Consider the following 18,976-nt stretch of genomic DNA (forward strand, 5'->3'; position numbering starts at 1 on the left):
CCATGACTGCAATTACGATTAACTTTAACAATATTGTCAAATTAAGTGACGACCAATTTTACCAATTGTGTCGAGATAATCCCGATATCAAATTTGAGCGCAACGCTAACGGAGAATTGATAGTAATGTCACCTACGGGAGGAGAAACTGGAAAACGTAACGCCAAACTTACTGCAAGATTTGTCTTATGGAACGAACAAACACAATTGGGTGAAGTCTTCGACTCCTCCACTTGCTTTAAACTTCCCAATGCTCCCGATCGCTCTCCAGATGTTTCCTGGATACAATTTACCAGATGGAACGCCCTTTCAGCAGAACAACGCGAAAAGTTTCCACCTATCGCTCCCGATTTTGTTTTAGAGCTAATGTCCCCATCTGATAGCTTGAGCGAAATACAAGCCAAAATGCAAGAATATATGAACGCGGGAGTAAAGTTAGGTTGGCTTATCGACCGAAAAACCTGCTGTGTGGAAATTTATCGACAAGGACAACCAAAAGAAGTATTAGAGTCTCCTACAAGTTTATCTGGATAGGATATATTACCAGGTTTTATTTTAGACTTGCAAATAATATGGAATTAACTCTAAATTAAATCAAATAAATTCTAAAGGTGCTTTTCAAGAAATACCTTAACCCACTGCATATTCTGTAAACTTCCTCATGAAAGGAGACTGAAACCCTAGCACAATATTTTCTTTAGGAACTTATTTTTTCTCAATATAATTCTGCCACATCTGCTGGTAAGCCTTCTCCATCTCACGAGTAAACTGCTTGCCATTCCACAGTGGCGCTGTTTGCTTTGATTGTCGTAGCTTCCAAGCAATTTGTTGTCTTAAAACCGCATCTTTACCTAAACGCACACCCCACTCTAAATACTCTTCATCAGTCCAGGCGATACCTTCTGTAATACCAGCATTCATCATCATGGTGTAGCTGTTACGCGCTGCAAATTGCTGTCCAACTCTGGTTACTAAGGGGACACCCATCCAGAGCGTTTCTAAGGTTGTTGTAGCTCCGTTGTAGGGAAAAGTATCTAATACAACATCAGCAATAGTTAAATTTGCTCTATGGACAGCTTCAGAGGAATCTTGGGGCAAAAATCGCAGGCGATTGCATTCTACACCCTCTTCTTCTGCTAGTTGCATAAAAAATTTCTGCACAGCTTCAGAGTCTGCTAGTCCTTTAATTAAGAAATAGCTATTGGGAACTTCTTTAATAATTTTCATTTGTAACCGTGCTGTGTCAGGATGACGCTTAAATCCTCTCTGAGCGCTGAGATAAACTACAGCATCATTAGGAATATCTAAAGAATCCCGGCGTAGAGTTGGTATACCCACTTCAAAACCATCTACTGCTATATAAGTTTGGGGCAATCTCCAAATTTTCTCTGTATAATACTCTTGAGCAGATTCTGACAAAACATAGGGATCAGCAATAAAGTAATCAACTGCTGGTATTCCTGAAGCATCCCAACCTAACCATGTTCCTTGCACAGGTGCAGGTTTTAGCGCCATAATTTCACAAGTTACATCTAGAGTGATGCTATCCAAATCGATTAAAATATCAATTTCATCTTGGTAAATTTTTTCAGCGATGTCGTCGCTATAAATTCCACCTTTATAGGCTTGATCTACATTCTGTATATACCATTCTTGTAGGGGATCATTTACCTGTTTGTAGTTAATAAAATAAGCATAAATATTAAATGCTTCATGGTTATGATGCTGAATTAACCACCGCGCCAGCAAGCCAACTGAATGACGAGATAGGCAATAGGATAAGTAGCCAATTTTGAGCTTGCTAGTTTTACCTTTTAAAGTTCGCCGTTGATATCGCTGTACTTCTTCGCTAGCATAATTTTGTACATTAAGTTGGCAAAGATGAGCAATTTTATTTTGAATATCTCTATTTATTTGAGGATTATCTTGTAAATATGGGGCAAAATAGTTGGAATTAAATAGATATAAAGCCTGATCGGAACGCAAATTTTTAGGTTGTTCTTCTAATAGTAAATTTATTAAACTTTGCTGTTTTTGGAAAACTTCACAGGCTTCTTCCCAATACGCAGGACAATCCATTAATCCTCGATGTAGCAAATGTATTGCAAACACTTGATCAATTAATGTATTTGATACCGAATAGCATAGCTTCGCTACCTCTATTCCCTTAGAATAATCATAATTTTTTAGATAAAAAGCAGCCAAATGGCGCAAAATTGCTAGATTTTCAGGTTCTAGACGTAAATATAGCTCAAGGAGTAATGCCGCAAGTTTTGGTTGCCGCATTGAGTGGGCAATTTTAACTGTAGCTGGAAGCAAAATATTAAGCAAGGATTCAGGCTCACGAACATGAGCTAGACAAGCCTCTGTAAATTCTAGAAGTGCAGGATGCAAAGGAGCATAATTGAGAATACTCTCCAACACTTGCAACAATAACTGAATATCTACAGATGGTTCTGACTGAATTAATTCAATTACCCCTAGAGAAGTTAATTCATCATCAATAAGCGTTTCCTGTTTTATAGCTAAGTCAATTAAATACAACAGATTGTTAACATCTGTAGGATTTATTTCCCGCATATGCTGGCGAATTGCCCAAGCAACTTTATAGTCTGCTAGCATCTCCCTGCGTTCAGCTTCGGTTTGCAGAACCTCTAGCAATTCAACTGTCCACTGCTCAACTTGTTGAACTTCTTCCTCACCCATACCCAGCAGCCAAGTCATCTGTGCTTCTGTCTCTTGTCCCTGCAATAGCAAAATTAATCCTAAGTTCCAGTAGTGAGATTTCACTTCTGGTTCAGTTTCAATAGCTTGTTCATAGCAGCTAGCAGCTTGACTGTAGTTGCCTTTCATGAAATATTGTTGAGCTTGCTGCTCTAAGGAGGTGAGATCAGTATGAAGTTGCACAGGAGTCATAGCTAAGAATTTTTAAGAGAGTACTATTGCAAGAATTTAAAACAAAATCAAAGTGGGTAGTATATACTACCCACTTCATGAATGTTTCAATCAATTTGATAGGGCTAAGGATTCTATTTAGACTTTAGGGGCGAGAAGTTACTTGGACAAGTAGGTTCTAGTGGAGTGTTAGCAAAGCTTGGAGCTACACTTGCTGTAAGCGCGCCAACGTTATTAGACTCACACAAAACTGCCAAAGTGGTTGCTTCACTAGTACCTGATTGTATAGACAAAGCCACAACACCTACATAGGATTTCAGCGGTGCTTTCAGAGAGTAACCATTGTTACCAACGCCAGTCCCAGTTCCATTAATTGCGTATATGTAGTTCTCAGTTTGGCTTCTAATACCCATTCCTAATGAATTCAGGTCGGTAGTGAATGAACCATTTTCTAGGAAATATGCCTGTTGAGCGCGGTTCATAGAACCAGAGTACTGTTTAGCTTCTGACTGCTTACCTTTGTTAGCTTGGTTCAAGAAAGAAGGTAGAGCGATCGCAGACAAAATCCCGATAATAATAATTACTACTAGTAGTTCAATGAGTGTAAAACCCTCATCTCCCTTCTTTTTGTCGAGGATGTGTTGGAGAAACTTGGCTTTTAATTCGGTTTTCATAAGTGTTTACCCTGGGGTAGGAAGTGCTTAGGTGTTCTAGATGTAACTTACCCAGATGCGATCGCTTTCCTATCACCTTGAGAAAAAAAGTTTGAGGAGATACAGTTACACAATCCAGAATCCTTGTATCATAAATGGCACAAACATCACTGAGCCAATGGTGTTGCTCAAAGGCTAGATTATCAACTTCGATTGTGGAAGTGCCTTATTCAAACTCAGGTGGCCATAGTTCTGATACCGCCAGTTCCCAACCTGGTAGTAAATCTGGCAATATGAGCGTGTTGCCATTTTCCAATACCACTGGAGTTTGATTTATTCGATAAACCGTTACTGTAAATTTGTCAGGGTCAATCAGTATGCCGACTACAGACCCAAGTTGCAAGAATAGCTGAATCTTCTCTTCAAGCGGTTTGATTCTGTCACTTTTAGATTTAATCTCAACCATCAAGTCTGGAACTAACTCTACAAAGTCGCGCTTGGTCTTCTTCAATCGGTCAGCCCGAACAAAAGACACATCAGGGGCACGCAGGCTTCTTTTTTCCGAGTCGTCTTCTTCTATTCTAGGTAATATGAAACCTGCGCTAGAGCCAGTCACTCGCCCTAGTTTGCGCGACATGACCCAGATATTCAAGAAGGTACTCAACCGAGTGCCAATTTCCTCTGACTCGTAATCTGATGGCCCCATAACTATAATTTTCCCTTCTACCAGCTCCATCTGCCATTCTGGATGCTCGGTTTGTAGCTCCTCTAAGTCTGTAATGGTGAGAGACATAATATTACAGAAAATACTCTTATATATATCATAAGTACCGCACTCTAAGAAAGCTACAATGTATTGTATTTAAAGAAAAACGGCTTTCTAGTTTGCCATTAGTAGCATCAATGAAAACAGATGTAATTTTTTATGAACTTATCAAGGAACTACCACAAATATTTTTTGAACTTATTGATAAACCTGAGATTAATCCCTATATCTACACATTTATTGCACCTGAAATCAAACAACAATCATTTCGTCTAGATAGCTTAGTTGCTACTATCAAGGGATTTGAAGAGAAGACTTCCCTGATGAAAATCTTCAAAAGAAAGTGATAGCATTTATCCAAGCCATTATATTTTATAAGTTTCCAAATCTTTGCTTTAGAGGAAATTGAAGCTATGCTTGATTTAGATGCATTCAAAAATACTCCATTGTACGAGAGTATCGTGGCAAAGACAAAGCCGAAAAAAGAACTAGAAACAAAATTAAAATTAATCCCAAGATGTGTTGATAAAGGTATGAGCATTCAAGAAATAGCAGAGTTTTTAGAACTAAATGTTGAAACTATCAGGAAATATCTGCAAGAACAGCCTTAGAAGTTAGGAGGATGTTTGGCAAGTGTTGAGCGCATAGTGATGTAGGCATTTGGCGATCGCTCTCTACCTGACGTAGCCAATGATAATTTTTTATGCTATATTAAGCGTAGTCGTTATGAGTTCGGATATTTTCATGACTAACCCTACAGTAGAAAACTTAGTAATTATCGGTTCTGGCCCAGCAGGGTACACATCTGCCATTTATGCCGGACGCGCTAACCTGAAACCCATTGTATTTGAAGGTTTCCAAGCCGGGGGTTTACCTGGTGGGCAATTAATGACAACAACAGAAGTTGAGAACTTTCCGGGATTTCCTAAAGGAATTACCGGACCGGAACTAATGGATCAGATGAAGGCGCAGGCGGAGCGCTGGGGAGCTGAACTATATACTGAAGATGTTATATCAGTTGACTTGAGTCAGCGTCCATTTACAGTGCGATCGCAAGAAAGGGAAATAAAAACCAACAGCATCGTCATTGCTACGGGTGCAACAGCAAAGCGTTTGGGTTTACCCAACGAACATGAATTTTGGAGTCGGGGTATCTCCGCTTGTGCAATTTGCGATGGTGCAACACCGATTTTTCACGGCGCAGAATTGGCTGTAATTGGTGCTGGCGACTCAGCGGCGGAAGAGTCAATTTACCTTACCAAATACGGTTCTAAGGTAAATATGTTGGTACGCACCGATAAAATGCGGGCTTCTAAAGCCATGCAAGACCGCGTTTTGAGCAACCCAAAAATCCAAGTCCATTGGAACACAGAAGCCGTGGATATCTATGGTAATGGTTACATGGAAGGGGTGAAAGTCCGCAATACCAAAACTGGTGAAGAGAGCCAACTGCACGCTAAAGGTTTATTCTACGCGGTTGGTCATACTCCCAATACCTCTTTATTTAAAGGTCAGCTAGAACTGGACGAGGTAGGTTACGTTGTCACTAAGCCTGGTTCTGTAGAAACCAGTGTCGAAGGCGTTTTTGCTGCTGGTGACGTACAAGATCATGAGTTTCGACAAGCAATTACGGCTGCGGGTACTGGGTGTATGGCGGCGATGTTGGCAGAACGTTGGTTGTCATCCACTGGCTTGATTCAAGAATTCCATCAACAGCCAGAAGCAGCAGACAATGAATTAGAACATCAGCAAGCCAAAAAGACTGAAGCTGAGGAAGAAGCTGGATTTAATTTGGATAGGACACGCCATGAAGGAGGTTATGCTTTACGGAAATTGTTCCATGAAAGCGATCGCTTACTCCTTGTTAAATACGTTTCTCCTGGTTGCGGCCCTTGTCATACCCTGAAGCCAATTTTAAATAAAGTGGTGGATGAATTTGACAGCAAAATTCACTTTGTAGAAATTGACATTGACAAAGACCGAGATATTGCTGAAAATGCTGGAGTGACAGGAACGCCAACGGTTCAATTGTTCAAAAATAAGGAACTTGTGAAGGAAGTCAAAGGCGTGAAGCAAAAGAGTGAATACCGCCAGTTGATTGAAAGTAATTTTTGAAATCAGCTAATCGGCATTTAAGTTGCATAAAAGCAGGGCTGTTCGCGAAGTGTTCCCGTAGGGTAGCCCTTACTACGAGCTAATCATTCTGGAAAAATGAATGACGATTAGCTTAGTAACCCAAGTTGCTAGTTACTTGATTCAGGCGATGTCTACGACGGGCTACGCCTACGCTTTGTGCAATAAAATCCCCTCCAGATGTGAAAAACGGAGGGAATATGCTAAACGAAATAATTACCGTCTATGCTATCATCGATGACCTGTTAAAGGCGATGCGGCATAGTGAAGCGGGGTGGTCTTTTAACTCAGCACGGGCTAAACGCCCCGCTACCGCTAACAGCACTCGTAACTCAGCACTCTTTATTGAAGGTGCAAGCATTCATTTTTTCTTTTACTCTCCAGCAAGCTTTTATTTAACGAGTCACTTATATAACTTAAAATCATTTAAGTAGTTGAATACTCAGAGAAAGTCTAAGGCGCGGTGGCGCTACACGCCACCGCCACTTTCTTGTAAGCGATCGCATAAATTGAGGAGTCACAAACGCATATTAGTTGATAACCCGCAACTTATCAAACTTTTAGAAAAAAGGGACGAGTCATAAATTATGTACTGTTCTATCAAATTAACGTTGTTAAGTTACTCAGCAGGTGTAGTTTTCACCTCCAAGCGGTGTTAGATATTGTGACGCGAAACAGGAGTACAGATACGTTGCTAAAGCTTTCTCCAGAATCTCCTCTATTTATTGTGTTAATCATTATTAGTTTTTTAGTAGTAACCTTGTCAACTTGGTTATCATCTAAACCATTTGTTTTAAAACCATTTGGAGTTAATGATATTGTCCAGTTACTCACATTAGAATTATTTATTTCTTTGTTGTTAGAGCGTTCTTTAGAAGTTTTTATAACTACTTGGCGTGGCCCATTCGTCGAACAATTAGATATTAGTATTCAGCAAGAGAAAGCTCTAATATCTGAAAAAATAAAACTTATGGAAGTACAACAAAACCAATTCCCTTCTTTGAAATCAAATCAAATCAGTGGACTTCCACCAGAAGGAATGAGTTTAGAACAGCAAATCATCCAAAACTTTACACAAAACCAACAAGAAGCATTAAAAATATTCAACCCACAAATGGATGATATAAATGAAAAAGAGCGCCAAAAAACAGCCTATAAATCTGATACACGAACAATTGCTCTATGGACATCTCTTTTATTTGGTCTTTTAATGAGCGCAATAGGTATTCGCTCAATCGAACCACTTGTAGTTATTGATTTAGATAATCCCATACAAGTAATTATTTTCCGTTGTTTAGATGCATTGCTGACAGGAGGTTTAATTGCAGGAGGTAGCGAGGGAATTCATAAGCTCATAAAAGTTTTTATCGATTTTATGGAAGCTACATCTAAACAAATCAAAAATCAGGGATCGTCTTGATGAAACTCTCAATGCAAGATAAGATTGCAAATATTATGAAAATTATAGTAATATCTATTCTGTTTATTTATAACTACTTTTCCACTTGAAATTTTGATAATAAAATTGACTTAGATATATAAAAATGGTTGCAAAGTCACAGGGAATTTCAAGCAAAGGATAGAAATTGTATTAATGTAAATTCAGTAATAGTACAGCGTAGTTTACCGCCGTAGGCATCGCCCCAATTCTTAGAGCAAAAGAGAGCGACACCGAGCAGCCCCTTAAAGTAGAGATCGCATAAAAAAAAGCCCAGTCATCTCTAACTGGGCTTTTAGCTATCTCAATCAAATATTAAAGGTGAGTAGTTTCGCACTATGCAGCAGGTTGTTCAAGATTAACCTTGACAACTTTGTTCTTTTCTTGCTCGGTTTTAGGCAGTGTCAAATTCAAAATACCGTCTTTATAATCTGCGATGACATTGGTATTTTGAACCCTAGCAGAAAGAGGAATTACACGCTGGAACTTACCGTAGTAAAATTCACTCTTGGTAATACCCTTGTCTTGGGTTTTAGTTTCAGACTTGCGCTCACCGCTAATGTGAACAGCGTCTTGGGTGACTTGAATATCTAAGTCTTTAGCTTCCAATCCTGGCAGTTCTAGCTTGAGATGAATTGCATCATCAGTTTCATGTAATTCAGCAGCCGGAACTCTGATAAAACCTTTTTCCAACCGTGCAGATGGGACTTTGGTATCTCCAAATAAGCCGTTGATATGACGTTCTAAAGCATTCAATTCTTGCCAGGGGTTGTAACGAACTAGTACCATAACTCTTTCTCGGAAAATTCAGCTATTGTTTAATCGTTTTTGCACTTGGTTTTGTGCTTATGTATTCATAATAAGTATGGTTCAAACTTGTGTATATTCGGTTATCATCACTTAATAAAAGGATGATTACCGCACTTAATTAGACCTAAAAAAAGATTACGGTTTACTCTAATTTTTTAGTTCGGTAAACCAGAATAAGAACTATTAAGACCAATAATAATCAACTATCTAATCTGCTCTTGAAGGGGATAGTGGACTTATATCATGTCCGGTTAAAGACTTATCATTAGGGCAGCAGAGGAGAAGGAAGGGTTTTTGGGTTTCTGCATAGATTAGGGAATCATAGCTAATTGGCCGGACTTGATATTAGAGACGATCGCTTATATTTCCAAAAAAATAACATCCAAGCTCTACTCGCTTCACCATCACACTATTCAATAAACATTTCGATTTAGTCATCGGTAAACTACTAAGATGAAATACTTTCTACATCTTTGCGACTGCATTGAATACAAGTAATATCAAATGCTGAATCCATCCACTCATAACTGCAAGTACGACAATGACAGAAAATATTATTGCGATTAGAGTGTGGTCATTGTGCGGGAACTCGCCGGAGAATAAATAAACTATTGCGCCGTGGTATTCCTAAAACTTTAGGCTAGAATTCCTTAGCCTAAAGGCAGGCATGTTAATAGGGAATCTATGATTTTTGGCTCATGTCACCTGATAATTCAGGTTTTATAATTAAAGTTAAAGGGCTTAGAGCATTAAGCATAAATGAGGTTAAAAGCTGTGAAGAAAATAGTTGTTGCTGCTTTATTCAGCTTAATCGCTGGCTCAACGTCTTTACTTTTTCCCCAAGCCGCTAAAGCTGATAGGGTAGTTTACTGTCATCCTGTTACTGACAATAGGGTACTTAAAGAATCGGCGGCAGACCACCCCAATGCTTATACAAATGGTTTTCGAGAAGGACAACAAAGCGCTCGGAACAGAGAAGCTTATAAACCTCGGACTGTGGGAGGTGAATTCGCTCGTGGTTTTCAGGATGGTTATTTGAATCTACCTTATGCTGGGCAAGAGAATGTTGTACCTAGAACAATTGTGCAACATACTACTCAGGTTTGTAGTGATGATGGTTATTACACCGTAGCGCCTTCTCCTGCTTACATCTACAACCCTTATCCCATCTATGTGTCGCCCTATCCTACTTATGGCATCAACTTCGGATTTGGAAGAGGGTTCCACTTCGGATTTGGAGGAGGGTTCCACGGATGGGGTCACCATCGAAGATGGTAGGGGTGGGGAATTTCGTCAAAGAAAGTTTCTGGGCTGGAGGATACTTTGTATTCACCCTCGAAAGTGACGAGGGAAAATTCGAGAGTGTATCTGAAATCAGAAAAAAGAAGATATTTGGATAGACCAGATGAAAGTATTTCTTGCTTTTTTGCTGGATAACCATATTTGTGCAGCAGGCGCGGTTGTTTTCCAAGGTTATCGCTGGGAGTTACAAACCAGTAGATTATCCAAGAGAACTGAAAGGCAATACACTTCGGTAGCTAACTGTTGGACATAAAATCGTAAATCTTCAGGTTGTTGTTCAAACATAATAAACCTATCACTGACACTAATAACTTGAGGTAACTGCTATAGTATCGCGTAATAATTTATGAACGCGATCGCCCTGAGTGAAAACCCGTAAAATTTGTTCTTCTGATACCTTTGTAGATTTTTCTAAAACAGTGAATTTTTCTTCAGAAAATTGAATTACTTTATTTAACACTGGAAAACACTAAATACATATTATTGACTTTGAATATGAGCGAGTGCAACAAAAACACTTCACTCTTTGTAATACTAAAAATTATCCTAAGTTAGTACACAATGAGTAACCCTCAACCCTTGTATCAAATGGTATATAAAGAGGTCTAGATATTTGCTAAGAACCAGTTTAGTTTGCAAATAGAATCTGGAAATTGCTCTTGTATATGTATTCTTGTCCACCCCAAGGAATGTAACAGGTTTTATTTGGTGGATAGTATTTCTCTGGTGTATACTCTCCATCAACCTTGGCTCGGCAAAAATATAATGTGTTCTTACCATTATTCTTCAGTGCTACCAGCAACATTTGCTGGTATTCTAAAAGCGGCAAGACCATTGCCAGATAATTGGCAAAGCAAAAGTAAAACAATGGAAATCGCTACAACCAGAGTACCGCGTTGGTTCGTTCGCAGAGACATTGATGGTTTATTTGGGCTGGCGCTTGATAATTTTATTCAAATTTTATTGATTGTGAATTTGTGCCAAGGAGTGCTTGGCTTTCCTGAGTCGTTAGTTTATGGGCGGATTTTGCCAGGAGTTGCAATCAGTTTGATTGTTGGTAATTTCTATTACGCAAGGCTAGCCAAAGAGCAAGGCAAACGTGAGCAGAGGGACGATATTACTGCTTTGCCTTATGGGATTAACACCGTCAGCCTTTTTGCTTATATTTTTCTGGTGATGCTGCCTGTAAAATTGGCGGCAATTTCAAGTGGTGCATCTGGCGAACAAGCTGCTGAATTGGCTTGGCAAGCAGGATTAGTGGCTTGCTTTGGTTCTGGTTTGATAGAATTTGTCGGGGCTTGGGGAGGAGAAGCACTCCGCCGCCTCGCCCCCCGTGCAGCATTACTTTCCACTTTGGGCGGTATTGCAATCACTTTTATTGCCATTGGTTTTCTATTTCGTACTTATGCCAATCCCGTAGTCGGCTTAGTGCCTCTTGGTGTAATTCTGTTGACTTATTTTGGGCGAGTGCGATTTGCCATACCTGGCGGCTTGTTGGCTGTTCTGTTGGGAATTGCCCTTGCTTGGGGAACAGGTTTAGCTAGTTGGGATCATGCCAAGTTTATTGCTACCCTGCAACCAATTAGGCTTTATCTCCCTTCTTTGTGGCTGGGAGAATTGTGGAGCAGTCGTTGGGTCTTGGTTGAATATTTCAGTATTATTCTACCAATGGGATTATTTAATCTTGTTGGCAGTCTCCAAAATTTAGAAAGTGCCTCAGCTGCGGGTGATACTTATCCTGTGGCTCCCTGTCTGAGGGTAAATGGTATTGGTACATTGGTTGCTGCTATTTGTGGTTCCTGTTTCCCGACTACTATTTATATTGGTCATCCTGGCTGGAAAGCTATGGGAGCAAGAGTTGGTTACTCTATACTCAATGGTATAAGTATGAGCTTGCTTTGCCTAAGTGGAACCGTGGCAATGTTGGCTTACTTTGTGCCGATTGAAGCTGGAATGGCAATTGTATTGTGGATTGGGATTGTGATTGTCGCTCAAAGCTTTACAGCCACTCCGTCACACCATGCACCTGCTGTAGTTGTTGGTCTATTACCCGGCATTGCTGGTTGGGGTGCGCTAATTGCGAAAAATGCACTTCGGGCAGCAGGTTTGGGCACACCGGAAAAACCTTTCACACCAGCCTTGATTGAGCAGTTTAAGTTAAGCGATACGTATATTGATGGGGCTTTTGCTCTTGAGCAAGGGTTTATTTTTTCCGCCATGATTTTAGCTGGCATCACAGTTTATATTATTGAGCGCAAGTTTCGCCAAGCTGCCTATTGGTCTATAGTCGCTGCTGTCATTTCCTGGGTTGGGTTGATGCACAGTTATCGTTGGACTGTTGCAGATACAGTTGTTAATTTCGGCACTGGAACTGGTACGTCTTGGACTATTGGCTATATAATGCTTGCAATTCTCTTTTTCTATGTTGATTGGCAAGAAAGGCGTAAGGCTTGATGCCATCGCTCCCCAGTCCCTAGCCGCAAGGATACGAATAATATTTATACTCTTGGCGCATCGCGATTACTGAATAGAGTTTAACGGATCTAAGTAGGTATATATCTTATCGTACATTCAAGGGTTTAAGACCCCTCTCTTACAAAGTCTGATCCGAGGAAACCTCGGATCAGACTTTGCGCTACGTCTTGTCGTAGCATATTTTGAGTCGGGGTTTAAATCCTTAACTCAAAATGTCTTGAATTTTGAATTTTGTTAGCGCAGTGTTAGCGAGTCCGCGTTTGCTTTTAGCGTCTCGTAGAGAGCGTCATTTTGAATTTTGAATTGTTAATTAATCCTCATTCCTTACTGTATAAAAGTTGAATTATCTAGATGAGATTAGTCAATAAGTTGTGGGGTGGGAATTTGCGTATCGATATCTGCTTGGGAATAAGTGGGGAGCAACCAGCTACTTTCACCCGCCTTGAATACTTTGGCAGGTTCAACATTCAATTCAATTGCACCAGTGGCTGGATTAGTTCTAGCAAGAGACTGTGTACCATCGACAAACTTAACGGCGATTGGTTGAATCAGTTCTTGTGGTTGAGCATTTGGGCCTAGAATCACTTGAGAACCTGCGGGTAAGTAAATGCCATCGCAATCCCAATCATCATCCGTGATTGTTCCTGCGCCCAGAAAATAGAGTTGGGTTGGAGATTTTTTTGGTTTATTGGCATAAACAGCCAAAGTCTTTCCAGTTTCATTGCGACACTGCGCCCGTTTTCTAGCTGTTTCTATGACATTTTTCTGAAACTGCAATTGTGCCAGTCGCTGCTGGAACTGCTCAGGTGTATAGCCAGCTTGCTCAGGTGTATTTTTTACAGTTAGAAGTTGATTGAGTGCTTGAGTTACCTCAGCATAGTCAGCCCCCTTAGTGAAATCCTTACCTGCCCAAGAGGGTTGAGCAATTAGCAGGTTCACCATTAACACCAGAGCAACAAGAACAATTTTGAGAAACTGCATATATTTATCCTTTTTTTGAAATTAGTGTTCAGTACCACTGAAACTTAACCAGATTTCAAATCCTTGAAAATTTTGCTCGCGATCGCACCAACAATAGCCATAAGATTAATTAATAGCCCTACAAGCTCTCCTTAATATCCACTAAAAGGTGGTAGCAGTTAACTAGTAACTGATGGCTGATGTCAAACTCTTAACTGGGTAACGGCAATATTGCCGGAAAAACATACATCCACATCGCTGCCAGGAGTGCGATCGCGTTTGCTATATTCTCCTACATAATAAAAATTATCGCCTTCAATTCGATAGTTCACGGGCAAAGGTTTGGTACAGGCTTGGCAAAACACCATCTCAGGATGTGGTTCTCCTGCTTGCAAATGCGGCAGATTCACATTCCAGAAGCTTCCTGGTTCTAAGGGACGCTTGAGTAAATCCGCTAAAACTTCAGCTGTGAATTTGGCAGCCAGATCCCAATTAAAATTCTGCTTGGCTTTACGATAGTGGGAAATGGCAACTCCGGGAATACCGTGCATCGCGGCTTCCCGCACGGCGGCCACTGTGCCAGAAATGTAGGCATCGACTCCCAAGTTTCCCCCAGCATTGATACCTGAAAGTACAAATTTGACATTCGCGTGAATTTGTGTTATTGCAATTCTCACACAATCAGCGGGAGTACCTGCGATCGCATACTCAGTCTCAGAACGTCGCTGGAGGTTAATAGCACGAGTTGTAGTAACTTGATGTCCACAGCCAGACTGATGATTGGCAGGAGCAGCGATAATAGAATTTCTGCCGTTTACAGCTTTGAGCAGCGCTTGGATACCAGGGGCATCAATGCCATCGTCGTTAGTTAAAAGTATAGTCATGTATATATGATATTGATTTAGCTAAAATATCAGAAAAATGCAGAGATCAACCATCACATAGACATCTGTTATAAATTAAGTATGCATTATCCAGAACTCTTGTAAAGACGTTGCAGGGCAACGTCTTTACAATCTTTTATCTCAGATATCTAATGAGTACAGCAGGAAAAGCTACTTGCATATATGAAAGAAAAAATATGCTTTATTCTGCAAAAAATATCGCTCGTGCGATATAATTTCTAGATGGTTTGCAAATTCCGCCCTAAGCATTTGGGTTAATTCCCAAAATGGGCGGTATTTCTTGTCACTAGTAGGGAAGTTAGCGTTAGGTTAATGCTTGCAACCGCCTTCAGAACAAGTTTGTGTAATCAAAAATCCCGTACAATATACATATTTGCTGGGAATATCAGAAATTTTACACTGGAGAAAATCGAGAACGAGGTGATTTTTGCAGTGGTTCTGTAGTATTTTTGGTGCAAGTCTGTCTTAGGGATCACACGATGAAACAGCTCCTCAAACAAGTTTTTAGCAGTCAAAAACACCTCATCCGGCTAATTTTACCTTTGCTGACGGTTATTTTCGTAGCTTCACTGTTTGCTACACCTGCTTTAGCCACAGGTGTGTATCAAATACCCAGCCTGACAGCAGGGAATGACACCTGGGTTTTGGATCAGGGTGAAGTTATCAGCCGTCTGAATGAAGGCAAGATTAGCAGCGCTTTTGAGGATTTGGCAAAGCAAACAGATAATGAAGTAAGAATTGTTACTATTCGCCGCCTCGACTACGGTGAAACACCAGAAAGCTTTAGTAAAGAACTTTTTGAAAAATGGTTTCCGACAAAAGCAGCCCAAGCTAATCAAACTTTATTAGTTCTTGATACAGTTACCAATGGTACTGCTATTATTACTGGGGATAAAGTCAAGCCAATGCTTACTGACTCTATTGCCGAGAGTGTAGCTACTGAAACAGTAAGTGTGCCGTTACGCAATGGTGACAAATACAATCAGGCATTTCTCGATGCAAGCGATCGCCTTGTTGCCGTTCTCTCTGGCAAAGCCGATCCAGGGCCACCCCAAATAACTGACAATGTACAAGTAGAAGGCACTTTCAAGAAAGCAGAAGAAACCAACCAAGGCAACGCTACTGCTTGGGTAGTAGGATTGTTAATTGCTGCCACCGTTATCCCAATGGCAACTTACTATATCTATCAGATAAATCAGCCTTCATCTAATGGGTAATGGCAGAGTTAGGAGTTAGGAGTTATAAATTTCTAACTTTTAACTCCTCACTGCTAACTTTAATCTTGAACATACTCTTGCCCTGTAACTAAAGCTACCTCAGCCCGGACAAATTCTCGACCCAGATAAGCTGCATGATCTAATTGAGTTACAGGAGGGGACTGAGTTTCTTCAAAAATTTTCACGCAAAGTTCTTTCGCCGTCCTGGCGCTAAAAACTGTTGTATGAGTTCGTTCTACCTTTTCTCGCGCTGGAATAACCTTTCCCGTTTCAGGATCGACAGCTAAACCGCGATCGTCAATCACATTTGTAAAATGCTTGGCATAAATTAACCCTGCGTCTCGATCCAAGTAAATAATGAAATATCCACCGGGATCGAGGTCAATATGACGCTGGGAAAGCTTATCATCAATCGCGGCTAAATCTTCAACTATTAAATCCATAAGCATTATAAAAAGGAAATTTCTTTCTTCAGGGTTTTTACACTCTATATCAAGTGTAATTCCTATCCTCCTTAGTCTTCTTGATATCTTTCAGATATTTTTGATTCCTTTTACTTAAAAGAAAATTAGAGAATTAGACTCAACTATTCCGAATAGTGCCATCTGGCATTATGGTGTTACGAAAAGTAGTGCGACGCAGACTAGATCCTTCCAAATTAGCTTCAGTCAAATCAGCTTCCCAGAAGTCGCATCCCCCCAAATCAGTTCCGCTCAAGTTAGCCTCTATCAAATTAGCCTTATAGAAGCTAGTGTTGTGAAATCTCGCTCCTCTAAGGTTAGCGTTGGTCATGTTAGTAACTCTGAGGTTCGCGTAAGACAATCTAGCACCTCTGAAATCGGCTTCGGTCAAATCCGCAGCATCGAAACAGGATTGAGCCAATTGGGTATTGACGAAACTGGCACGCTTCAATATAGTACGCTCAAAATAGAACTCGTCCATCTTATTTCCAGTGAAGTCAGCACCACTCAGGTCAATCCCCGACAAATCTACGTCCAACTTGACTCCAGAAAAGTTTCTTTCCCCAGCAGCATATCTTCTAATCAATTCATCACGATTCACACGCTCCATAAATACTTTCCTGAACTTATTAGGACTTACGCAGTGATGTTACGAAAGTAGTTCATTTTCCTCAAGCATTTTTCTCACTAAATGGCAACTCTGCATTAATTGCCTCAATCTGCTGTTGTTCGAGTTGATTCACTTCCTTAATATAGGGACGGATAATTTGTCCTAAACGATTATTATAAAAGCGATGCAAACTGTGATTAGGCATAGCAGGGAAACCGCGCCGTTTTTTGTGTCGCCCACCCGCGCCAGGGTCAAAAATTTGGATGCCGTTAGCGATCGCCCACTCAATCGGTGCATAATAACAAGCATCAAAATGTAAGCAATCTATTTCTTGAAAACTTCCCCAATAGCGTCCATAAAGTTTGTCACCTTTAAATAAACAAAAGGACATTCCTAAAGGATGAGAGTTATCTTCTTCGCTATATGCGGCAACAAACAAGACTCGATGGCGATAATCGGAGTGTAGCTGCTCAAAAAACCTGCGTGTGAGATACTTGCTACCCCACCAGCCAAACTTATCACAGGTGTCAGCATAGAATTGGTGCATCAAGGGAAACAAAGACTGAGGAATTTGAACGCCAGCTAGTGGTTGCAATCGTAAACCTGCTTTTTCCACAGCTTTGCGTTCCCGCTTGATATTGCGGCGCTGATTGGCATTGAAAACTTTCAAGTAATCATCAAAAGTTTTAAAGCCAGCATTTTCCCAGATATAGCTGTGGTGCAGCCAAGTTGTAAAACCATGCCGTTCTAACATCGGACGCCATTGGGGATCGACGTAGAGAAAATGACATCCAGAAATCCGATTTTTGGAGCAAAAAGTGTCAATTTCATGCACCATCAGCGCTGTGATTTCATCCTCGTCTTCTCCTGGGGCGATTAAAAACCGATAACCTTCCGCTGGAGTAAATGGCGTCATTCCTAGTAATTTTGGGTAATATTGGACTCCGATGCGATCGGCTAACTCTGCCCATTGGTGATCGAATACAAATTCACCAGAGCTATGTCCTTTGAGATAAAGTGGCGCAGCAGCAATCAGCGCTTTATCTCGCCACAGTGTCAAGTGATTTGGCAACCAACCAGTTTTAGCCGTAGCACTTTGGGAGGTTTCGAGATTGTTCAACCATTCCCATTCTAAAAATGGCGTTTTGAGTGGCATTGCCAAAGCATTCCAGGCATTTTGGGGTACTTCAGCGATTTTATTCGTCCAAACGACAGAATAGCGAGGCTTAAGTTGTTCCACCATCTTAGGGAAGTAGGGAGTAGGGAGTGGGGAGACAAGGAAGTCAAAAGGTAAAAGGCAAAAGTAAAAAGAAAAGAATCTTTTGCCTTTTTACTTTTTACTTTTTACTTTTCAATGTCCAATGCCCAATAAATAACTTAACTTAGCGTAATCTAATCTGCTGGTCGTTGCAGGCGATAGTGCAAAAACACTTCTTGCTCAACTGTATGAACTTCTATGAGTTCTAACTTGGGAGCTAAATCAGGTAAAAATCCTTTCCCATCTACGGGTGTGGGTGCAGTATTACCACCTAAAATCAGTGGACAGACAGTTAGCCATAATTCATCAATTAAATCTAGTTCCAACAAGGAAGCTACTAATTCACCTCCACCCAAAACCGCCAAGCGTGTTATATGTAGAGTGGCTAGTTGCTTCAAGGCTGCGAGAATATCAATTTCTCGCGTTGGTGTTTCAAAAACCAGAACCTGCTCAAATTCTGGAGGATACTCTTGTACTCCGATTCCTAGAGTTGAGGAAAGCGTCTGTAAGCGTTCTTTCCACGAAATTTCTCCTGCTGTTGTGGTGAGTAGCCAGCGTCTAACTGGTTGCTTAAAAAAGTGAATTTCCGGATTAAGGTTTGCAGAGTTTGTAATCACTATATGAACTGGTTGCCGAGGCTTCCCTCCTTGCGCCCGAAGTTCCACTAGAGTTGGATCGGTTACAGTAAGTGTTGTTCCATAAGCGTCCAGAGTCCCAGCACCGAACAAAACGGCATCAGAGGCAGCAATTTGTTTTTCTAAGTGTGCTTTATCAACCCTTGAGCCAAACCGAGCAGGCGATCGCTTAAAATCTGCTATCTTGCCATCTGCACTCATTGCTAAAACAACTGTAGTATGAAGACGATGTTGCAACATTAAATTGATTTGATAGTTTTAATATTTTCTTTAGTCGAATGTAGATTCTCAAACAAAATCATACCTGCAAGCTACTGTTTTATAATTCACCACTGTACTATATTGATATGCAACACAAATCGCTTTTACATCTAACATATACGAATTTTGGTATACCACGTTTCTTTTTGAATTATAGCAATTTGTTATTTTTAAACATTGAAAATAAAATTCTGATCA

Annotated in this window: 20 protein-coding genes and 1 pseudogene; 9 read left to right on the top strand and 12 right to left on the bottom strand. The window is 40.4% G+C overall.

Annotation, left to right across the window (positions count from 1 at the left end):
• Window positions 1-2: 2 nt before the first annotated feature.
• Window positions 3-533: a Uma2 family endonuclease gene (locus V7K56_RS29115; protein WP_334916234.1), complete on the top strand. Its 531-nt coding sequence runs from the start codon at window positions 3-5 to the stop codon at window positions 531-533.
• 96 nt (window positions 534-629) lie between these two features.
• Here V7K56_RS29115 and V7K56_RS37295 read toward each other — a convergent pair.
• The 4 genes and pseudogenes from V7K56_RS37295 to V7K56_RS29130 form a co-directional block, all read right to left on the bottom strand.
• Window positions 630-698: pseudogene (locus V7K56_RS37295) on the bottom strand (element excision factor XisI family protein); the annotation flags it as partial.
• Between the two features lie 6 nt (window positions 699-704).
• Complete coding sequence (locus V7K56_RS29120; RefSeq protein WP_334916236.1) at window positions 705-2,915, bottom strand: O-linked N-acetylglucosamine transferase, SPINDLY family protein; 2,211 nt, start codon at window positions 2,913-2,915, stop codon at window positions 705-707.
• A gap of 113 nt (window positions 2,916-3,028) precedes the next feature.
• Window positions 3,029-3,568 carry a type IV pilin-like G/H family protein gene (locus V7K56_RS29125; RefSeq protein WP_334916238.1) on the bottom strand — a complete coding sequence of 180 codons (540 nt, stop codon included), beginning with the start codon at window positions 3,566-3,568 and terminating at the stop codon, window positions 3,029-3,031.
• Between the two features lie 205 nt (window positions 3,569-3,773).
• Window positions 3,774-4,340, bottom strand: coding sequence for a Uma2 family endonuclease (locus V7K56_RS29130; protein ID WP_334916240.1), 567 nt, complete (start codon window positions 4,338-4,340; stop codon window positions 3,774-3,776).
• Between the two features lie 110 nt (window positions 4,341-4,450).
• Here V7K56_RS29130 and V7K56_RS29135 point away from each other — a divergent pair, with 110 nt between their 5' ends.
• The 5 genes from V7K56_RS29135 to V7K56_RS29155 all read left to right on the top strand — a co-directional run bounded on the left by V7K56_RS29135 (window position 4,451) and on the right by V7K56_RS29155 (window position 7,866).
• Complete coding sequence (locus tag V7K56_RS29135; RefSeq protein WP_334916242.1) at window positions 4,451-4,660, top strand: DUF2887 domain-containing protein; 210 nt, start codon at window positions 4,451-4,453, stop codon at window positions 4,658-4,660.
• A gap of 66 nt (window positions 4,661-4,726) precedes the next feature.
• Window positions 4,727-4,924: a helix-turn-helix domain-containing protein gene (locus tag V7K56_RS29140; RefSeq protein ID WP_334916244.1), complete on the top strand. Its 198-nt coding sequence runs from the start codon at window positions 4,727-4,729 to the stop codon at window positions 4,922-4,924.
• 133 nt (window positions 4,925-5,057) lie between these two features.
• Window positions 5,058-6,428, top strand: a complete 1,371-nt coding sequence (gene trxB / locus V7K56_RS29145; protein ID WP_334916247.1) for a thioredoxin-disulfide reductase — start codon at window positions 5,058-5,060, stop codon at window positions 6,426-6,428.
• Window positions 6,429-6,646: 218 nt separating this feature from the next.
• The gene (locus tag V7K56_RS29150) at window positions 6,647-6,880 is read left to right on the top strand and encodes a hypothetical protein (RefSeq protein WP_334916249.1); all 234 of its coding nucleotides are present in this window, start codon (window positions 6,647-6,649) and stop codon (window positions 6,878-6,880) included.
• Window positions 6,881-7,137: 257 nt separating this feature from the next.
• Entirely contained in the window at window positions 7,138-7,866 is a 729-nt protein-coding gene (locus V7K56_RS29155; protein WP_334916251.1) for a hypothetical protein, read from the top strand.
• Between the two features lie 354 nt (window positions 7,867-8,220).
• Here V7K56_RS29155 and V7K56_RS29160 read toward each other — a convergent pair whose 3' ends face one another.
• A complete protein-coding gene (locus V7K56_RS29160; RefSeq protein ID WP_334916253.1) occupies window positions 8,221-8,673 on the bottom strand; it encodes an Hsp20/alpha crystallin family protein in 453 nt (150 codons plus the stop codon).
• A gap of 780 nt (window positions 8,674-9,453) precedes the next feature.
• On the opposite strand from V7K56_RS29160, the gene V7K56_RS29165 reads away from it, so the two are divergent.
• Complete coding sequence (locus tag V7K56_RS29165; protein WP_334916256.1) at window positions 9,454-9,972, top strand: hypothetical protein; 519 nt, start codon at window positions 9,454-9,456, stop codon at window positions 9,970-9,972.
• 652 nt (window positions 9,973-10,624) lie between these two features.
• Here V7K56_RS29165 and V7K56_RS37300 read toward each other — a convergent pair.
• Entirely contained in the window at window positions 10,625-10,831 is a 207-nt protein-coding gene (locus tag V7K56_RS37300) for a DM9 repeat-containing protein (RefSeq protein ID WP_442940245.1), read from the bottom strand.
• Between the two features lie 32 nt (window positions 10,832-10,863).
• Between V7K56_RS37300 and V7K56_RS29170 the strand changes: the two genes are divergently transcribed.
• Window positions 10,864-12,450 carry an NCS2 family permease gene (locus tag V7K56_RS29170; protein ID WP_334916510.1) on the top strand — a complete coding sequence of 529 codons (1,587 nt, stop codon included), beginning with the start codon at window positions 10,864-10,866 and terminating at the stop codon, window positions 12,448-12,450.
• Window positions 12,451-12,828: 378 nt separating this feature from the next.
• Here V7K56_RS29170 and V7K56_RS29175 read toward each other — a convergent pair whose 3' ends face one another.
• A complete protein-coding gene (locus tag V7K56_RS29175) occupies window positions 12,829-13,452 on the bottom strand; it encodes a hypothetical protein (protein ID WP_334916258.1) in 624 nt (207 codons plus the stop codon).
• A gap of 182 nt (window positions 13,453-13,634) precedes the next feature.
• Complete coding sequence (gene surE, locus V7K56_RS29180) at window positions 13,635-14,315, bottom strand: 5'/3'-nucleotidase SurE (RefSeq protein WP_334916260.1); 681 nt, start codon at window positions 14,313-14,315, stop codon at window positions 13,635-13,637.
• 500 nt (window positions 14,316-14,815) lie between these two features.
• On the opposite strand from surE, the gene psb32 reads away from it, so the two are divergent.
• On the top strand, window positions 14,816-15,553 hold the full coding sequence (gene psb32 / locus V7K56_RS29185; RefSeq protein WP_334916262.1) for a photosystem II repair protein Psb32: 738 nt from the start codon (window positions 14,816-14,818) through the stop codon (window positions 15,551-15,553).
• A 59-nt stretch (window positions 15,554-15,612) separates the two neighbouring features.
• Here the strand turns inward: psb32 and V7K56_RS29190 are convergent, their stop codons facing one another.
• From V7K56_RS29190 to V7K56_RS29205, 4 genes are all read right to left on the bottom strand, one after another.
• Window positions 15,613-15,996, bottom strand: a complete 384-nt coding sequence (locus V7K56_RS29190) for a DUF4346 domain-containing protein (RefSeq protein WP_334916264.1) — start codon at window positions 15,994-15,996, stop codon at window positions 15,613-15,615.
• A gap of 139 nt (window positions 15,997-16,135) precedes the next feature.
• The gene (locus tag V7K56_RS29195; RefSeq protein ID WP_334916266.1) at window positions 16,136-16,624 is read right to left on the bottom strand and encodes a pentapeptide repeat-containing protein; all 489 of its coding nucleotides are present in this window, start codon (window positions 16,622-16,624) and stop codon (window positions 16,136-16,138) included.
• 61 nt (window positions 16,625-16,685) lie between these two features.
• On the bottom strand, window positions 16,686-17,867 hold the full coding sequence (locus V7K56_RS29200; RefSeq protein WP_334916268.1) for a GNAT family N-acetyltransferase: 1,182 nt from the start codon (window positions 17,865-17,867) through the stop codon (window positions 16,686-16,688).
• Window positions 17,868-18,016: 149 nt separating this feature from the next.
• A complete protein-coding gene (locus tag V7K56_RS29205) occupies window positions 18,017-18,757 on the bottom strand; it encodes a RibD family protein (protein WP_334916270.1) in 741 nt (246 codons plus the stop codon).
• Window positions 18,758-18,976 lie beyond the last annotated feature (219 nt).

The sequence above is a fragment of the Nostoc sp. genome, assembly GCF_036917535.1.
GTDB lineage: Bacteria > Cyanobacteriota > Cyanobacteriia > Cyanobacteriales > Nostocaceae > Nostoc.